The sequence below is a fragment of the Streptomyces sp. NPDC059009 genome, assembly GCF_042740175.1.
Classification (GTDB): Bacteria; Actinomycetota; Actinomycetes; order Streptomycetales; family Streptomycetaceae; genus Streptomyces.
The window spans coordinates 233,477-249,703 of record NZ_JBHYJB010000004.1 but is presented as its reverse complement, the minus strand read 5'-3'; the positions used below and the strand labels follow the sequence as shown (position 1 = coordinate 249,703).

The window sequence follows — 16,227 nt, the reverse complement described above, 5'->3', positions numbered from 1 at the left end:
GGAGGGCGCCGGTCAGCCCAGGATCTCGCCGAGGTCGTAGCTGACCGGCTCCTCCAGCTGCGCGTACGTGCAGCTCTCCGCAGTCCGGTCCGGGCGCCAGGTGCGGAAGCGGGCGGTGTGCCGGAAGCGCTGCCCGCCCTCCATGTGGTCGTACGCCACCTCGCAGACCCGCTCCGGCCGCAGCGGCACCCACGACAGGTCCTTCTTGCCGGACCAGCGGCTGGGTGCGCCGGGCATGCGGGCCGAGGCGTGCGCGGACTCGTCCGTCCACGCCGCCCAGGGGTGGCCGGCCGTCGACTCCATGCGCAGCGGCTCCAGTTCCTCCACCAGCTCCGCGCGGCGCTTCATCGAGAACGCGGCGCAGACGCCCACGTGGTGGAGGGCGCCCCGGTCGTCGTGGAGGCCGAGCAGCAGCGAGCCCACGACGGGGCCGCTCTTGTGGAAGCGGTAGCCCGCCACCACGCAGTCCGCGGTGCGCTCGTGCTTGATCTTGAACATGAGGCGTTCGTTCTGGCGGTACCGCAGGTCGAGCGGCTTGGCGATGACCCCGTCGAGACCCGCCCCCTCGAACTCCTCGAACCACCGCTGCGCCACGTCGCGTTCGGTGGTCGCCGGGGCGACGTGGACGGGTGCCGTGGCGCCGGAGAGGGCCGTCACCAGTCGGGCGCGGCGGTCGCCCAGGGGGACGTCCAGCAGCGACGTGTCGCCGAGGGCCAGCAGGTCGAAGGCGACGAAGGAGGCCGGGATGCGCTCGGCGAGCAGGGCCACGCGGGACTCTGCGGGGTGGATGCGTTCGGTGAGCGCGTCGAAGTTGAGCCGTCCGTCCCGGGCGATCACGATCTCGCCGTCCAGCACGCAGCGCGCGGGCAGCCGCTCCCGCAGGGCCGCCACCAGCTCGGGGAAGTAGCGGGTCAGGGGCTTGCCCGTGCGGCTGCCGAGCTCGATCTCGTCGCCGTCACGGAAGACGACCGCCCGGAACCCGTCCCACTTCGCCTCGTACTGCATGTCCGGCGGGATCTTCGCCACGGGCTTGGCGAGCATGGGCTTCACGGGCGGCATCACCGGCAGATCCATGCTCCGATTCTCTGCCTTGTCGTCCTGTATCGCCCGATTTCCTGGGCCACTCTGCCCCGGTATGCGCTGTCTGTCCGTTGCGCCTAGCGTGGTGCGCATGGGTGCTGCGGTGGAGCTGGAGGCGGGGGAGCGGACGGTGCGCCTGTCCAGCCCCGACAAGGTCTTCTTCCCGGAGCGCGGGTTCACCAAGCTCGACCTCGCCCAGTACTACCTGGCGGTCGGCGACGGCATCGTGCGCGCCCTCAAGGACCGGCCCACGACCCTGGAGCGCTACCCGGACGGGGTGAGCGGCGAGTCCTTCTACCAGAAGCGCGCCCCCAAGAACCTCCCCGACTGGATCCCCACCGGCACCATCGCCTTCCCCAGCGGCCGCACCGCCGACGAGATCTGCCCCACCGAGGTGGCCGCCGTCATCTGGGCCGCCCAGTACGGGACCCTCACCTTCCACCCCTGGCCGGTCCGGCGCGAGAACCCCGACCACCCCGACGAGCTCCGCCTCGACCTCGATCCGCAGCCGGGCACCGACTACGCGGACGCGGTCCGCGCGGCCCATGAACTCGCCGCCGTACTGGAGGAGTTCGGCGGCCTCAAGGGCTGGCCGAAGACGTCCGGCGGACGCGGACTGCACGTCTTCGTGCCGATCGCACCGCGCTGGACCTTCACCGAGGTGCGGCGCGCGGCGATCGCCTGCGGTCGGGAGCTTGAGCGGCGCATGCCGGACGCGGTGACGACCGCGTGGTGGAAGGAGGAGCGGGGGACACGCATCTTCGTCGACTACAACCAGACGGCCCGCGACCGCACCATCGCCTCCGCCTACTCGGTGCGCGCCCGCCCGCACGCCCCCGTCTCGGCCCCGCTGCGCTGGGACGAGCTCGACGACGCCGGGCCCGAGGACTTCGACATCGCGACGATGCCCGCCCGCTACGCCCGGCTCGGCGACGTGCACGCCGACATGGAGCAGCAGGCGTACGCCCTCGACGCCCTCCTCGAACTCGCCGACCGCGACGAGCGCGACCGGGGCCTCGGCGATCTGCCGTATCCCCCGGAGTACCCGAAGATGCCGGGGGAGCCGAAGCGGGTCCAGCCGAGCAGGGCGCGCCACGACGACTGAGGCGTCAGCTTCCCGGACCCGTCCCGGTGCCTGGTCCGCGCCTGAACAGGGCGGTCCACAGGAAGGGCGCACCGAAGAACGGCGATTCGGGGGCCTCGTCGCGCATGCGGCGCAGCTCCACCTCCGTCAGGTCGGCGAAGATCCACCGCAGTGACTCCGGCGTATAGGCGAGCCCTCCGTGCAGCCGTGCCTCGCCGTAGAAGGCGGCGTCGGGCAGTTCGGAACCCCCCGACTCCCCCTCGGCGAAACAGGTCAGGAAGAGATGGCCTCCGGGCGCGAGCAGCCGCTCCAGCAGGGCGAGATAGCTGACGCGGCGGTGCGGCGGCAGATGGTGGAAGCAGCCGGAGTCACAGATCACGTCGTACGGCCCGACCAGCTCGGCCCCGGACGGTGCGTCGCTCGCGGACAGCGCGAAGGCGTCCCCCTGCAGGAACCGGATCCCGCCCGCCCCCGCGCCCGGAACGCCCGCCTCCGCCGCACGCTCCCGGGCCCAGGCCACCGCCGTGGCGGACAGGTCGACGGCGTCCACCTCGAACCCCTGGGCGGCCAGGTGGAGGGAGTTGCGCCCGGGGCCGCACCCCAGATCGAGGGCGCGTCCCCCTCGGGGCAGGAGCCCGCGCTCCCCGTACGAGACCAGGCTCTCGTCGGGCTTCGCCACGAAGAACGGGACCTCCTTGGAGCGGTCCGCGTAGAACCCGTCCCACCAGTCGGACCCCGCGTCCGTCCACCGGTCGGCCCCCGGCGCGAACAACTCGTCCATGAGCTTCAGTACGTCGTCGACCGTGCGTATGTTCCGGTCCATCCGGCCCCCTTTCACAGTCCTCGAGCAGTCCTCGAGCAGTCCTCGAAAGGTAGGCCGAAATTCGACGAAAGCCCAGGTCAGGGCAGATGTACGGAAGGCTTCGGCGGGCCGCTGAGGGGGGCGCGGGCCCGGGGCCGAAGGGGGCGCCCGTGCGGCCCCCGCGCGCCGCTCCCGGGGCCGCCGAGGGGCGGGACGGGGCCTTCACCAGGCGCGCCCGGGTGACTTTCGGCGAGGATTTCGGTGGGGAGGCCGACATGGGCGAGGAGGCCGACATGGCAGCGGAACCGCAGCAGCCCGCGACAGGCACGCACGACGGCGTACGGCGGCCCGAGCCGCTCACCGGATGGCAGCGGGCCGTGGCGCGCCTGCCCATCCACGCGTACCGGCTGGGGCTCGGGCCGCTCTTCGGGAACCGGCTGCTGCTCCTGGTGCACACCGGGCGCCGCTCCGGGGCGCCGCGGCGCGTGGTCATCGAGGTCGTGGCCCACGACCCGGAGCACCGCACCTGGACGGTCGCCTCCGGCTTCGGGCCGAGGGCCCAGTGGTACCAGAACCTGCGGCACACCCCACGGGCCACCATCCAGACGGGGCGCCGCTATCGCGCGGTCACCGCCCACTTCCTCTCCCCGGAGGAGGGCGGCGAGGTCATGGCGGCCTACGCGCCCCGGCACCCGCGCGCCGCCCGCGTCCTCTGCGGCTACATGGGGTTCGAGACGGACGGCACGACGGAGAGCTTCCGGGCCGCGGGGCGGCGGATTCCCTTCGTACGCCTGAAGGAATGCGACCAGGCGGAAAGGTGGCGCGACGACGCGCAGCCGTGAGCGGACCGGTGAGGGGAGCGGCGTCCACGCTGCCGGGGAGCGGCGCTCACGCCTCCGGGGCGCGGCGCTCCGCGGGCGGCAGGAGCAGCACCTCCAGGGCGCGGGCGCAGGCACGGGCCTGGGCCAGGAACCACGGGGTGTTGGCGTCGGTGAGCAGCTCCGGGGCCGCGCGGACCGCGAGGGCGAAGCGGGCATGGCCGCAGCGGTCGAGCACGGGGACCGCGAGGGTGCGCGTCTCGGGGGTCGACTCACCGACGGCGTGGGCGTGGCCCTCCATACGGATGCCGTCCAACTCCGCCTCCAGGGCGCCCGGTTCGGTGACGGGCGCGGCATCGCCGTCACCCGGGCGCGGCCAGGCCAGCAGGACCCTGCCGAGGGCCGTCGAGCGCAGCGGGCGGCGCAGGCCCACCTCGGGGGTGACCGGGCCGCCCGCCACGATCACCGCGTGCGGCCCACTGCGCAGCGCCAGTTCGGCCGCGGCGCGGGTGCGCTCGGCGAGGTCGGCGAGTTCGGGAGCGGCCAGATGCAGACCGCGCTGGTGGTACGAGAGGCGGCCCAGCTCGGTCACGGTGGGGCCGAGGCGGTAGCGGGCCGTGCGCGCGTCCTGCTCCAGGAACCCGGCGCTCACGAGCGTGCGGGCGAGCCGGTGAGCCGTCGACGTGGACAGGCCGAGGCGGCGGGCCAGTTCGGACGCGCTCAGGTCGGGGCCGTTGTCGTGGAAGGAGTGCAGGACGTCCAGGGCGCGCTGGACCGCCTGGGATCCCGCGGGGGCCCGGCCCGGTGCGATGCCGTCCGGTATCCGCGCTGCTTGCGTCATGCCGTTCGTACTCCCCGTGGTCCCGTGGTCGCACTCCCCGTGATCCTGCCCTCGTGGGCACGCTCCCGCGCGCGCCCACGGGCCCCGGCCTCACCAGCCGCGCCGTCCCCCGGAATGTCCCCATGAATCCTCCATGACGCCCGCCCCGGCAACAATGTCCGTTCCGGACACCCTCCGCCGCCCCCGCTGTCCGATTCCTGCCGTCGCGCCGGTCACGCGCCGATCACGTGCCGGTCCAGCGCCGGTCGCGTGCGGGCCTGGCCCAGGGCCCGGCTCAGGTCTCGGCTCAGGTATCGGCTCAGGGCCGGACGATCTCGGCGTCCGCGTCCTGCCGCTACGCTGGCGCCCGACCGTGTCCCCGGCCGCCGAGGAGCCGCAGGTGCCGCAGGAGCGACCCACTCTGGAGGCCGTGGCCGTCCGCGCGGGCGTGTCCCGGGCCACCGTGTCCCGCGTCGTCAACGGCGACGAAGGGGTGCGCGACTCACTCGCCGAGAAGGTCAGAGCAGCGGTCAAAGAGCTCGGATACGTGCCCAACCGCGCCGCCCGCAGCCTCGTCACCCGGCGCCACGACGCGGTCGCGGTCGTCATCGCGGAGCCGGAGACCAGGGTCTTCGCGGACCCGTTCTTCGCTCTTCAACTGCGCGGCATCAGCAAGGAGTTGACGGCCCGCGACGTCCAGCTGGTGCTGCTGCTCACCGAGGGCAGGGCCGACCACGAGCGGGTCGGACGCTATCTCGCGGGCGGCCACGTCGACGGCGCCCTGGTCTTCTCGCTGCACCTCGACGACCCGCTTCCGGCCATCATCGAGGCCGCGGGGGTGCCCACCGTGTTCGGCGGGCGCCCCGGCTGGACGACGGAGACCGGGGCCGCCCCGGGGGCCACGGGCGCCGCCGGCCCCTCCTACGTGGACGTCGACAACCGCGGTGGCGCCCGCGAGGCCGTGCGCCACCTGGTCGCCCTCGGCCGCACCCGCGTCGCCCACATCACCGGCGCCCTCGACCAGACGTCGGCGGCCGACCGGCTCGACGGCTACCGCGACGTGGTCGGGGACGCGGCCCCCGCACTCGTCGCGCACGGCGACTTCACCCCGGCGGGCGGCGAGCGCGCGATGCGGGAACTCCTCGCCCGCGCACCTGAGTTGGACGCCGTGTTCGCGGCCAACGACCTCTCGGCGGCCGGGGCCCTGCGGGTGCTGCGGGAGCACGGGCGGCGGGTGCCGCAGGACGTGGCAGTGGTCGGCTTCGACGACATGCTGCCGGTCGCCGAGCAGACCGACCCACCGCTGACGACGGTCCGTCAGGACATCGAGGAGATGGGCCGGTTGATGGCCGCCCAGCTGCTGCGGCGGGGCCGGGGGACCGGCACGGAGGAAGGTGCCGGACCGGCCGGCGTCGTGCTGCCGACGGCCCTGGTGCGGCGGGCCTCGGCCTAGCAGGCCAGGCAGAATCCGCTACGAGCCCACGCTCACCGTGAACCGCCGCGGGTTGCCGTCGAACGCCGCCCCCGACACGTCCGGCTGGCCGTCCGGGCGCACGTCGTCGTACGGGAACGCGTACCCGATCGGGGAGTTGGCGTGCACGACGCGCGACCAGTGGTTGGTGACGGCGTCCTTGTAGTAGTCGCCGGACGTCGTCCCGTTCGGCTGCTCGGGGTGGGTGAGCATGATGCTCCGGTTGAACCCGGCGGCGAGGCGGGCGAGCAGGCCCTTCTTGTCGTCGGGGTCGTTCGGGTTGTTGGCGAACGGCCCGTGGTTGCAGGTGAAGATGTCCTTCGAGGTGGGCTTGGCGAAGGTGTGGCCGCCGTCGAAGGTGAGCGTGTCGCCGCTGACCCGGCCCGTGCGCACGCCGCGCCCGCCCTGGAGGTCGATCTTCAGGTCGGCGCCGCGGTACTTCTCCCAGACCTGGTCGATGTACGCGTTCCAGTAGTCGCGGAACGGCATGCGGTCGGGGTCGCCGAAGTAGGGCGCCATGAGGTTCTGCGGGGAGATGACGCGCAGCACGCCGCCGTCGCCCTTGATGACGAGCTTGTCCCAGGGCTGGCCGTCCTTCGCGGCCTGCGCGGCGAGGTCGCTCGCGATCTTGTCGACGGCGCCGTCCGGGAGCGCCTTCACGGTGTGCGTGGCGTCGCCCTCCAGGGTCAGTCCGATGGGCAGCGCCGTGACCAGGTCGACATAGCTGATGTTGGCGTACAGCTGCTGCGGGTTGAAGGTGAACTCGCAGAACGACCACGTGCGCTGGTAGTTGGGGTCCTCGGGCGTCGCGAAGGCGGGCTCCACGAGGGCCGGGCCCGGGTTGAGGAAGAAGTCGAGCTTGTCGTCCCGGACGAAGTAGACGCGGGCGCCGTACATCTGAGGGAGAGTCAGAGCCTTTGGGTCCGAGCCCGCGGCGCCGAGGGGGATGGCGCAGTCGACGGGCAGCGGGGTCTGCGGGGCCGAGGGGGAGTCGGGCCGGTAGACGCCGCCGTCCGGCTTGAGCAGCACCCAGCGGTCGGTGCCCTGTTCGTGCCCGGTGACATAGGCGTGCACCTGGCCGGGCAACGAGGCGTTGCGCAGGGCGAGTTCACAGGTGGCGGGGGCGGCCTGGGCGCCGGGGCTGAGGGCGCTGCCCCAGGCCGGGTAGGAGAGGGCGCCCGCGGTGGCGGCCGTTGCGGTCAGGAATGCGCGGCGCGATATCACGGAGGACTCCTGAAGAGTGTGGGGGGATGTGGAGGGGTGGGGATTGCGGTGCCCCACTGTTCCGAGGGCCCGCAGTGCCGTCAAGAGTTGTGACTGAGAGCGCTCTCAGAAACTTCGAGCCTTTACAAAATGGCGGGTCACGCCATTGTCAGTGCCGAGTGCCAGACTCTTCAGCACGGAAGTGAGATGCGACAAAGGAGTCGATCATGCTCAATCCCACGTACCTCACGGGTGCCCCGATCTGGGTGGATCTGGGCACACCCGACCTCCAGGCGGCGGCGGTGTTCTACGGCGGCCTGCTCGGCTGGGAATTCGAGCAGGGCGCCCCCGAGTTCGGCGGCTACAGCCTGTTCAAGCTGGGAGGCGAGACGGTCGCGGGCGGCATGGCGGTCCCCGCGGAGGAAGGCGCCCCCGTCTGGTCGACGTACTTCAAGACACCGGACGCCGACGCGACGGCCAAGGCGGTCGAACAGGCCGGTGGCAGCGGCACGTTCGGGATCATGGACGTCGCGGACCTCGGCCGCATGGCCGGTTTCACGGACGCGACGGGCGTCCCGTTCTCCATCTGGCAGCCGGGCACCAACCACGGCCTCGGCGTCATCAAGCAGACCGGCGCCCTCACCTGGAGCGAGCTCTACACCCCGGACGTCCCGGCGGCGCTCGCCTTCTACCGCTCGGTCTTCGGGTGGAACGCGTACGAGGTCCCCATGAGCGAGGAGTACACGTACACGACGGTGAACCCAGGCGAGGGCACCCAGGACGACATGTTCGGCGGCGTCGCCGACGTCGCGGACGACCCCATCGAGCAGCAGGCGGGCGCCTACTGGCTGCCGTACTTCGCGGTCGACGACTGCGCGGCCGCCGTGGCCAGGGCCCGGGAGCTCGGGGCCACGGTCCGGGCCGAGCCGATGAGCGTCCCCGGGGCGGGGGACATCGCCAAGCTCGCCGACCCGCAGGGCGCGCGCTTCGCGCTGATCAAGCCGGACCCGTCGGGGGCGCCCGCGGGCTGAGGGAGCGCCGGGCCCGGGGCCCGGGGCCGAGGACACCCGGGCCCTTGGTCCCTGACCTTTGCCTCTGGAATTTACGTGATGGGGGTCGCGTATATTCATGACATGACCGAAATGACCGGTAAGGACAGCGAAGCCGCCGAGCGCGTTCACCGTGCGCTCGCCGTTCCTTCCAGACGGCGTCTGATGTCCCAGCTGCGGGAGGCGGACGGCCTGCTCGGCGTGGACGAGCTGGCGGCTGCCACCGGTCTTTCGGCCGCGACCGTCCGGCATCACCTGGCCTCCCTGGCCGATGCCGGACTGGTCAGGGCCACCACGGTGGCGGGCCCGGGGCGCGGACGGCCAAAACTTCGCTACACGGCCGTCCGCGCCGCCCCCGGCACACCCGCCGCCCCCGGCCTGCCCGCCTCCTCGGGCACGCCCGACGGACCCGAAGGGCGCGCCGACCACGATCTCGCGGCCGCCCTGGCCGAGGCGCTCGCCACGCACGCGGACGCGAAGCCCGCGGCGCGTGCGGCGGGCCGTACCTGGGGGCATGAGCTCGCGGCGTCGGACACACCTGCCCGTACGCCCGCCGGCACTCCGGCTCCGGCCGGCCAGAGAGGCGCCACCACCTGGGGCCGCGTCTTCGCCCACGCGGCACGCAGCGGCTTCGAGCCCGAAGAGGCCCCCGCCCCCGACGGCACGCGCAGGGTCCTGTTGCGCGGCTGCCCCTACCGCGACCTGGCCCGCGCCCGCCCCGAGGTCATCTGCTCCGTCCATCAGGGCGTCCTGGACGGGCTCCTGGACGGCACCGGAACCGCAGCGGAGCTGCGCCCCTTCGTGGGCCCCGAGCTCTGCCGCGCGGACCTCCGCGCCACCAGCTGACCCCGCCGGACCGCCGGCACCCCCTGAACCACCGCACACGAAGGATCGCCATGTTCCCCATCAGCATCGGCACGCAGTACATCCGCGGCGACATGCCCGTCGTCCGCATCGACCCGCAGGGCGGCCCCTTCAAGGAGCTCGCCGCCGCCCGCATCCAGCTCCTGGCCGAGACGGACCTGGAGGCCCACGCCTACGACGAGTCGGAGGTGCTGCTCACCTCGGTCGCCGGCGAGGTGGAGGTCGGCGACCCGGGCCGGGGCACCGTCCGCGTCGGGCCCGGCGCCTGCGTGATGGTGCCGCGCGGCGAGATGTTCACGCTCGCCAACCGCACCGACCGCCCCGCCACCGTCCTCGCCGTCCTCACCCGGAGCGACTTCGTCGACAACCTCCCCCGGCCGCGCGCCACCCCCACGGAGCCCGTCGCCTCCGTGACCCCGCTGCACCGCCTCCGGCGCCGCGCCCACGCGGTCGCCGCCTGAGCAGCCCCGCCCCCTCCCGAAACCCCCCTCAACTCCCGTAAGGAACCCCCATGTTCGGCATGACCCTCGACACCACCCGGCCGACCGGCGAGTCCGGCCACGCCCTGCGCCTCGACCCGGAGAGCGGCCCCTTCAAGGAGCTCGCCGCCGTCCGCATCACCGTCCCGGCGGGCGGCGTGATACCCGCGCACAGCCACGGCGCGTCCGAGCTGCTCCTGACCGGTGTCAGCGGGACCGTCGAGGCGGCCTGCGCCTGCGGCGCGAAGACGGTGGTGCCGGGCAGCTTCGCGATGCTGCCCGCGGGCAAGGAGATCAGCCTGACGAACCACGGCGCCGAGGAGGCGACCCTCCTCGCGGTGTTCTCCCAGAGCGAGTTCACGGAAAGTCTTCCGCGCGCCGCCTCGCGGGGCTGTGGCTGCCAGGGGCACCATGACGCCTGACGCGAAGCCCGAGCCGACTCGGGCACGAGGGAGCCGATGCGGGCCCCGTACGGTCAGCGGGGCGGGCCCGTTCGGGCAGCCGGTGCGGCGTTGATCGTTCGTTGATCGATTGTTTTTCCCGCCCTGTCAGCATCGGCCGCATGCAGACCGACATCACCACCGAGACCGAAGCCGCCTGGCAGGAGCAGGCGCTGTGCGCGCAGACCGGCCCCGACTTCTTCTTCCCCGAGCCCGGCAGCTCGGTGCGCGAGGCCAAACTCATCTGCGAGCTGTGCGAGATGCGCACGGCCTGCCTCGAGTACGCGCTCGCCAACGACGAGCGGTTCGGCGTCTGGGGCGGCCTCTCCGAGAAGGAGCGGTACGCCCTCAGACGCCGGCCGTCGCTGTAGGGATCAGCGCGCGGGGCAGCGGGGTCAGCCGTACTCCACCGTGAACTGCCGCGTCCCGGCGGGCACATGGACGTCGTCGCCGGAGACCGGCAGCGCACGTCCGTCCGCCGTCGCGGCCCGCACCGTGCCGAAGCGGCACGGATACACGTAACGGACCTGCCCGGGCGCCTCGCCGATCTCGACGGTGACGCGCCGCCGGGCGGCGTCGTGCCGCAGCCGGTAGCCGAACGGCGAGCCGAACAGGGTCGGGGCCCCGGCCACCGCCACCGACTCGCCGTCCGGCACCCAGTGCGGACGGACGCCCGGGGCCACATACAGATGCGGGTCGTGGTCCTCGTCCGCCTCGAAGAACAGGATGTCGCGGATCAGCAGCAGATACTCGGCGGCCGCCCAGCCGTGCGGGATGTCGCCCATGTACCAGTGGTACGCGGGCACTTCGTGGAAGTCCGAGGCGATCGGGAACGCGTGCTGCTCGTTCCACGCGCCGAGCGCCACCGCCCGGTCCTCGGTGCGCGGCAGCGAGGCCGCGACGGTCCAGCCGAGCAGCGCGTCCATCCGCGCCGGGTTCCCGGCCAGCAGATACGCGTGCGCCAACTGCATCGTGAGGTAGGGGCCGTACGCGTTCCAGGCCGCCTCGTGGCGGAAGCCGCCGGTCACGAAGTGCGCGTACATCGTGTCGAGCGTGTACCGCGCCGCCCGCTCCACATCGGGGCCCAGCTTGCTGCCCATGTGCAGCCGCAGCGGATGGAAGTACGCGGCCGTGCCGATCATCGTCGAGTCGAGCCGCCCGACGTCGCCCGGCCCGGTCGGGATGTACGTCTCCCACGCCCCGCGACGGCGCTGCTCGTCGAGGACCCACCGCACGCTCGCCGCGGTCGCGGCCTTCAAGTCGTCGAAGGCGCCCCACAGTTCGGGCACGTCGGGGGAGCCGATGCGCTCCGCGAGCCGCGCCGCCTCGTACAGCCCGGCGAGCCCCCAGAAGTCGTCCCAGTAGTGCGGCTTGTCGCGCTCCCCGAGGTGCTCGGCGCTCCAGCCGCTGTGCAGCAGCCCGTACTGGTCGCGGTTGTCGCGCAGCCAGCGGGCCGCGTCCACGACGTACGGCGTGTACATCTTCGCGCCGAACGCCGCGCCCCGGCCCCGCGTGCGGTCGAAGCGGCCGATGGCCCACAGGGCCTGGCCGTTGCTGTCCCACTCGCGGTCGTCCTTCTCGTGCGGGCCGCCGTAGAAGCCGTACTCGGCGCACGGCCCGATCTGGCCGCCGCCCCGGTTGAACTTCAGCGGGTAGTGCGTGCCCAACTGGTGCTCGGCGAGCGCCTGGTCGCCCACGAGGGAGCAGGCCGTGGCCTCCACCGAGGAGTCGCGGATCCAGAACGAGTCGTACACGGTCGGACCCGGGTGGATCTCGCCGTTGTCGGAGAGGATGAGCAGCTGCGAGCGGGCCTGCCGGAAGTGGTCCGCCAAGTGCGCGACCGGTGAGGGGAATTGGGGCTGCACGCCCTGCCCGAGAAGCTTGTCCGTCCAGAACGTCCGGTTGGCGGACTCCAGTTCATCGGCCGGGGTCCCGCGCAGCTCGGCCAGGTCGGCGGCGCCGCTGTACAGATCGACGGGCAGCCGCACATCCAGCGAGAACACCTCGTCGCCCACGACCCGGTACGGCCACGCGAACGCCGCGCTGCACAGCCCCGCGACCTGGTCCTGCGCCTCCACGGCACCGTTCAGCTTGCCGCTCATGACGAGGTCGTGGAACGGGCTGTGCGCCAGATACAGGTCCGGGTCGGTGGCGAACTCGCCGTTCCCGTACACCCCGAAGCTCTCCGGCGGGGTGTCGAAGACCGGCCCCCAGCCGCTGTTGGTCTCCACCCGCCCCTCCTGCGTCAGATGCCGCAGATAGGTGAGCCGCCGGTCGGTGATCTCCCGCCCGTTGCGGTCGTGCCGCTGGAAGCCGCTCGGCCCCGCCGGCATGACGGCCGCGCACAGCAGGCCCTCGCGCGGCTGCCCGCCCGGGCTGCCCACGGTGAGCCGCGTCACCACGAGGTCCCGCTGCCGCGCCCCGATCGCCGTCCCGAAGGTGCGCTGCACGAACTCCACGCCGTCCGCGGTGCGGAACGTCGTCAGGACCACGGGCAGATGCGCCGCCTCCACGCGCTGGGCGAGCTCCCCGCCATCCAGGAGCTGCGGCAGATGCAGTGCGCCCGTCGCCGGGTCGAAGAGGAAGAAGGACAGGCAGTACTTGTCGTAGACCGGCTCGATCTCGCCCGCCTGCCCGATCAGGGACTCCTGCCGGTGGTCCTTCACGCCGACCATGTGCCAGTACCGGTACAGCGCGTTCGAGGCGAACGCCGCCTCCTTGGAGTCGTACGTGCCGGCGTCGAAGTCGTCGCTCCACCGCCGGAACGCCTGCTGGGCCCACCACGGAACCGGATAGGGCACCCGCGCCCTGCCCGCCCAGCCGCGCCACATGACCTCGTAGAACATCCACTCGTGGGTCTGCGCCATGGGTTCCACCCCCTGGGCCCAACATGGCACCGGGGGCACGGCTCGTAAATCGGTGCGACCGGACGGGCGGACGACGTATACGATCCGGGGGCGCGTCCTCGGGGCGCGTGTGGGTGTCCCGTAGAGCAGAGGCAGACTCGCCGCCTTGCCAGGGCGGATACGCCGGTTCGAATCCGGTCGGGACCACGGAGCGCGCCGGGCGCGGGGGCGCGGGGGCGCGGGGGCGCGGAGCCGGGACACGGGGGACGTACGGGTGACGCATGGGCGGGATCAGCGAGTTGGACGGGATCGACGGGACCGACGGGACCGACGGGGCTGACAGGAGTGGCCGGAGCGGGGAGTGCGACGTCCCCGTCGACGACGGCCGGGTCACCGACGAGGAGCTCGCGGCCTTCCACCGCACCGTCGGCAAGCTGCGGGCCCTGCCCGTCGACGACCCCGTGCGGCTGCGTGCCGAGCAGGTCGCCGCGTCCTTCGCCCGGGACGGACGCCTGCGCCGCCGCAAGGCGCGGGGCGCCGAACTGTCGGCGGCCGACTCGGCGTTGATGGCCGCGACCGCGACCGGAGCCCATGACCGCCGCCCGGACGCGCCGCTTGTGATGCCGGCGCCGAGAGCTGAAGGCGAGCGCGGGGCCGGATCGGGGCTTGTGCCCGGGTCGGGTTCCGGGCTGGTGTCCGGGGTCGGATCTGAGTTCGGGGCCGGGTCGGGTTCGGGGTCCGCGTCCGGGATCGGATCTGAGTTCATACCCGGGTCGGATTCCGGGGCCGAGTCCGGGGCTGGATCCAGGCTCGTGCCCGGGTCCGAATCCGGGTCCGCGTCCGCGTCCGAGGCCGGGGCCGGGGCCGGATCCAGGCTCGCAACGGGCGGCGAATTCAGGGGCGAGTTCCGCCGTCCCCGCCCCTGCTATGTCTGCAAGTCCTCCTATCGACAGGTCGATGCCTTCTACCACCGGCTCTGCCCCGACTGCGCGAACGACAACCGAGCCATGCGCGCCCTGACGACCGACCTCACGGGGCGCCGCGCGCTGCTCACCGGCGGCCGCGTCAAGATCGGCTTCCAGCTCGCCCTGATGATGCTGCGCGACGGCGCGGAGCTCCTCGTCACCAGCCGCTTCCCGCACGACGCGCTGCGCCGCTTCCGCGCGGAGCCGGGCAGCGAGCGCTGGCTGCACCGCCTCACCATCCTGGCGGTGGACCTGCGCGACCCACGCCAAGTCCTCGGCCTGTGCGCCGAGTTGAGGAGCGCGGGCGAGCCGCTGGACATCCTGGTGAACAACGCGGCGCAGACGGTGCGACGGCCACCCGAGTCGTACGCGCTCCTGGCCTCCGGGGAGGCGCGCGAACTGCCCGCCGGGGCGCGCGGCGCGCCGGGCTTCCGTCCGATGGCCGAGGTCACGGGCACGGCACCCGCCGCCCACCAGGGGGCGCTCGCCCTCGTCCTGCAGGAGGCCGACGAGGCGGGCCTGCTGCCCGACCCCGCACCGCGGAACTCCTGGTCGGCCCGGCTGGGCGAGCTCGACCCGGCGGAGATCCTGGAGACCCAACTCGTCAACGCGCTGGCTCCCGCGCTGCTCTGCGACCGCCTCCTCCCCCTCCTGCTGGCGTCCCCGCACCCCCACCGCTACATCGTGAACGTGACCGCCGTGGAGGGCCGCTTCGCGGTGCGCAACAAGACGGCCGGACACCCGCACACGAACATGGCCAAGGCCGCCCTGAACATGCTGACCCGCACCAGCGCCGCCGAACTCGCCGCACAGGGCGTCCACATGTGCGCCGTCGACACGGGCTGGATCACCGACGAGAACCCGGAGCCCCGGCGCGACCGGATCGCGCAGGCGGGCTTCCGCACCCCCCTCGACGTCGTGGACGGCGCGGCCCGCGTGTACGACCCGATCGTGCGGGGCGAGTCGGGGGCGCCGGTGTCCGGGGTGTTCCTCAAGGACTATCGGGAGGCGGCGTGGTGAGCGACGTACCGCCGGTGAGCGACGTACCGCCGCAGGGCGGGGGCTTCGCCGGGGTGCCCCGCGTCGTGCCCCGCCCGGGCGCCGACCTGGAGCCGCTGCTCGACTGGCTGCGCGGCGGCCGGCCGGTGGGGGAGCGGCTCGACTTCACCGCGGGCACCGCCCTGCCGGACGGGCGGATCGACCTGTGCAAGCAGGCCCTCGGCGCGGAGGGGGCCGCGCGGGTCGCCGCCGCGCTCCGCGACGCGGGGCGGGAGTCTGATGCGCGGCGGGGGTCTGGCGCGGGGCGGGAGTCTGTTGCGGGGCGGGGGTCTGACGTGCGGCGGGAGCCTGATGCGGGGCGGGATCCCGAAGAGCCGTTCGCCGTACGGCACTTGCTGCTCGGCACCGACGCCCTCGGCGACGAGGGTGCCGCCGCGGTGACCGGCGCCCGTGGCGTCGAGACGCTCTACCTCGGCTGCAACGGCATCACGGCGGGCGGCGCCTGCCGCATCGCCGACCGGCTGCGGGCCTCCCCGCAGGCCGTCACCGGCGTCTGGCTCAAGCGCAACCCCTTGGGCACGGGCGGCGGACGGGCGGCCGCCCAACTCGTCGACGCCGCGCGGACGTTGCGTACGCTCGACCTCGTCCAGACGGGCCTCGGCGCGGCCGGGCTCGCCGTCCTCGCCGACGCGCTGCTCGCCGCCGCCGACAGCGGGCGGCGCGTGGAGCGGCTCTTCCTCGGCGGCAATGCGCTCGGCGTGGCCGGTGCCGCGCCACTCGCGGAGCTGATCGCCTCGGGCGCGGTGTCCGAACTGTACGTATCGGCGGCCCAGTTGGGGGACGGCGGGGCGCTGCTGCTGGCCGAGGGGCTGGCGCGGGCGCCGTATGCCGCGCTCGGCCGCCTCTCCGTCGCGAGCAACGGCATCGGGCCGGGCGCCGCCGCCCGTCTCATCCAGGCCGCCACGGCGGCGGGCGTCGAACTCCTCGACCTGGGGCGGGTCCGCGCCGCCCAGGTGCTCGGCGCCCGCGACAACCACGTCGACGGGGAGGCGGCCGCCGCCGTCGCCGAGACGCTCGCCGCCGGTGAGCACCGGCTGGCGCACCTGGTCCTCACGCACACCGGCCTGCGCAGCCGCGGCGCGCACCGGCTTCTCGACACGGCGGAACGGGCCGTCACGCCCACTCGGTTCGTGCTCGGGCAGGGCGTCGCGGCCAGCATCAAGCGCCGCCTGGCCGCCTTCAGCGCGGACGTCCCGGCTCCGGCGGTCCCGGCGGACGTGGCGGCCGTGCGCAGCGTCCACCGCTGA

General features: G+C 73.5%; 15 protein-coding genes and 1 tRNA gene. 11 read left to right on the top strand and 5 right to left on the bottom strand.

Features of this window, described 5'->3' with window-relative positions; translation table 11 throughout:
• Positions 1 to 12: 12 nt before the first annotated feature.
• On the bottom strand, positions 13 to 1,074 hold the full coding sequence (locus ACFWYM_RS06235) for an ATP-dependent DNA ligase (protein ID WP_384830721.1): 1,062 nt from the start codon (positions 1,072 to 1,074) through the stop codon (positions 13 to 15).
• A gap of 97 nt (positions 1,075 to 1,171) precedes the next feature.
• Here ACFWYM_RS06235 and ligD point away from each other — a divergent pair, with 97 nt between their 5' ends.
• A complete protein-coding gene (gene ligD / locus ACFWYM_RS06230) occupies positions 1,172 to 2,185 on the top strand; it encodes a non-homologous end-joining DNA ligase (protein WP_384830718.1) in 1,014 nt (337 codons plus the stop codon).
• Between the two features lie 4 nt (positions 2,186 to 2,189).
• Here the strand turns inward: ligD and ACFWYM_RS06225 are convergent, their stop codons facing one another.
• A complete protein-coding gene (locus ACFWYM_RS06225; RefSeq protein ID WP_384830715.1) occupies positions 2,190 to 2,987 on the bottom strand; it encodes a class I SAM-dependent methyltransferase in 798 nt (265 codons plus the stop codon).
• A 272-nt stretch (positions 2,988 to 3,259) separates the two neighbouring features.
• Here ACFWYM_RS06225 and ACFWYM_RS06220 point away from each other — a divergent pair, with 272 nt between their 5' ends.
• Positions 3,260 to 3,808, top strand: coding sequence for a nitroreductase family deazaflavin-dependent oxidoreductase (locus ACFWYM_RS06220; RefSeq protein ID WP_384830712.1), 549 nt, complete (start codon positions 3,260 to 3,262; stop codon positions 3,806 to 3,808).
• A gap of 46 nt (positions 3,809 to 3,854) precedes the next feature.
• Here ACFWYM_RS06220 and ACFWYM_RS06215 read toward each other — a convergent pair whose 3' ends face one another.
• The gene (locus ACFWYM_RS06215; protein WP_384830709.1) at positions 3,855 to 4,625 is read right to left on the bottom strand and encodes an IclR family transcriptional regulator; all 771 of its coding nucleotides are present in this window, start codon (positions 4,623 to 4,625) and stop codon (positions 3,855 to 3,857) included.
• 379 nt (positions 4,626 to 5,004) lie between these two features.
• On the opposite strand from ACFWYM_RS06215, the gene ACFWYM_RS06210 reads away from it, so the two are divergent.
• Complete coding sequence (locus ACFWYM_RS06210) at positions 5,005 to 6,057, top strand: LacI family DNA-binding transcriptional regulator (RefSeq protein WP_384830706.1); 1,053 nt, start codon at positions 5,005 to 5,007, stop codon at positions 6,055 to 6,057.
• Positions 6,058 to 6,075: 18 nt separating this feature from the next.
• On the opposite strand, the gene ACFWYM_RS06205 is transcribed toward ACFWYM_RS06210, so the two are convergent.
• The gene (locus tag ACFWYM_RS06205) at positions 6,076 to 7,299 is read right to left on the bottom strand and encodes a glycoside hydrolase family 64 protein (RefSeq protein ID WP_384830703.1); all 1,224 of its coding nucleotides are present in this window, start codon (positions 7,297 to 7,299) and stop codon (positions 6,076 to 6,078) included.
• A gap of 206 nt (positions 7,300 to 7,505) precedes the next feature.
• Here ACFWYM_RS06205 and ACFWYM_RS06200 point away from each other — a divergent pair, with 206 nt between their 5' ends.
• The 5 genes from ACFWYM_RS06200 to ACFWYM_RS06180 all read left to right on the top strand — a co-directional run bounded on the left by ACFWYM_RS06200 (position 7,506) and on the right by ACFWYM_RS06180 (position 10,481).
• Positions 7,506 to 8,309 (top strand): VOC family protein, encoded by an 804-nt coding sequence (locus ACFWYM_RS06200; RefSeq protein WP_384830700.1) that lies wholly within the window; start codon positions 7,506 to 7,508, stop codon positions 8,307 to 8,309.
• 102 nt (positions 8,310 to 8,411) lie between these two features.
• A complete protein-coding gene (locus ACFWYM_RS06195) occupies positions 8,412 to 9,173 on the top strand; it encodes a helix-turn-helix transcriptional regulator (protein ID WP_384830697.1) in 762 nt (253 codons plus the stop codon).
• Between the two features lie 50 nt (positions 9,174 to 9,223).
• Positions 9,224 to 9,652: a hypothetical protein gene (locus ACFWYM_RS06190; protein ID WP_384830694.1), complete on the top strand. Its 429-nt coding sequence runs from the start codon at positions 9,224 to 9,226 to the stop codon at positions 9,650 to 9,652.
• Positions 9,653 to 9,702: 50 nt separating this feature from the next.
• Positions 9,703 to 10,092 carry a cupin domain-containing protein gene (locus ACFWYM_RS06185; RefSeq protein WP_384830691.1) on the top strand — a complete coding sequence of 130 codons (390 nt, stop codon included), beginning with the start codon at positions 9,703 to 9,705 and terminating at the stop codon, positions 10,090 to 10,092.
• Positions 10,093 to 10,232: 140 nt separating this feature from the next.
• Positions 10,233 to 10,481, top strand: coding sequence for a WhiB family transcriptional regulator (locus ACFWYM_RS06180; RefSeq protein ID WP_384830688.1), 249 nt, complete (start codon positions 10,233 to 10,235; stop codon positions 10,479 to 10,481).
• A gap of 24 nt (positions 10,482 to 10,505) precedes the next feature.
• On the opposite strand, the gene ACFWYM_RS06175 is transcribed toward ACFWYM_RS06180, so the two are convergent.
• A complete protein-coding gene (locus tag ACFWYM_RS06175; protein ID WP_384830685.1) occupies positions 10,506 to 12,977 on the bottom strand; it encodes a hypothetical protein in 2,472 nt (823 codons plus the stop codon).
• Between the two features lie 115 nt (positions 12,978 to 13,092).
• Here ACFWYM_RS06175 and ACFWYM_RS06170 point away from each other — a divergent pair.
• The 3 genes from ACFWYM_RS06170 (at position 13,093) to ACFWYM_RS06160 (ending at position 16,227) form a co-directional block, all read left to right on the top strand.
• Positions 13,093 to 13,163 (top strand) — tRNA-Gly (locus tag ACFWYM_RS06170).
• A gap of 74 nt (positions 13,164 to 13,237) precedes the next feature.
• The gene (locus tag ACFWYM_RS06165) at positions 13,238 to 14,941 is read left to right on the top strand and encodes an SDR family NAD(P)-dependent oxidoreductase (RefSeq protein ID WP_384830682.1); all 1,704 of its coding nucleotides are present in this window, start codon (positions 13,238 to 13,240) and stop codon (positions 14,939 to 14,941) included.
• Positions 14,938 to 16,227 carry a ribonuclease inhibitor gene (locus ACFWYM_RS06160; RefSeq protein WP_384830679.1) on the top strand — a complete coding sequence of 430 codons (1,290 nt, stop codon included), beginning with the start codon at positions 14,938 to 14,940 and terminating at the stop codon, positions 16,225 to 16,227. Before ACFWYM_RS06165 ends, ACFWYM_RS06160 begins: the two co-directional genes overlap by 4 nt.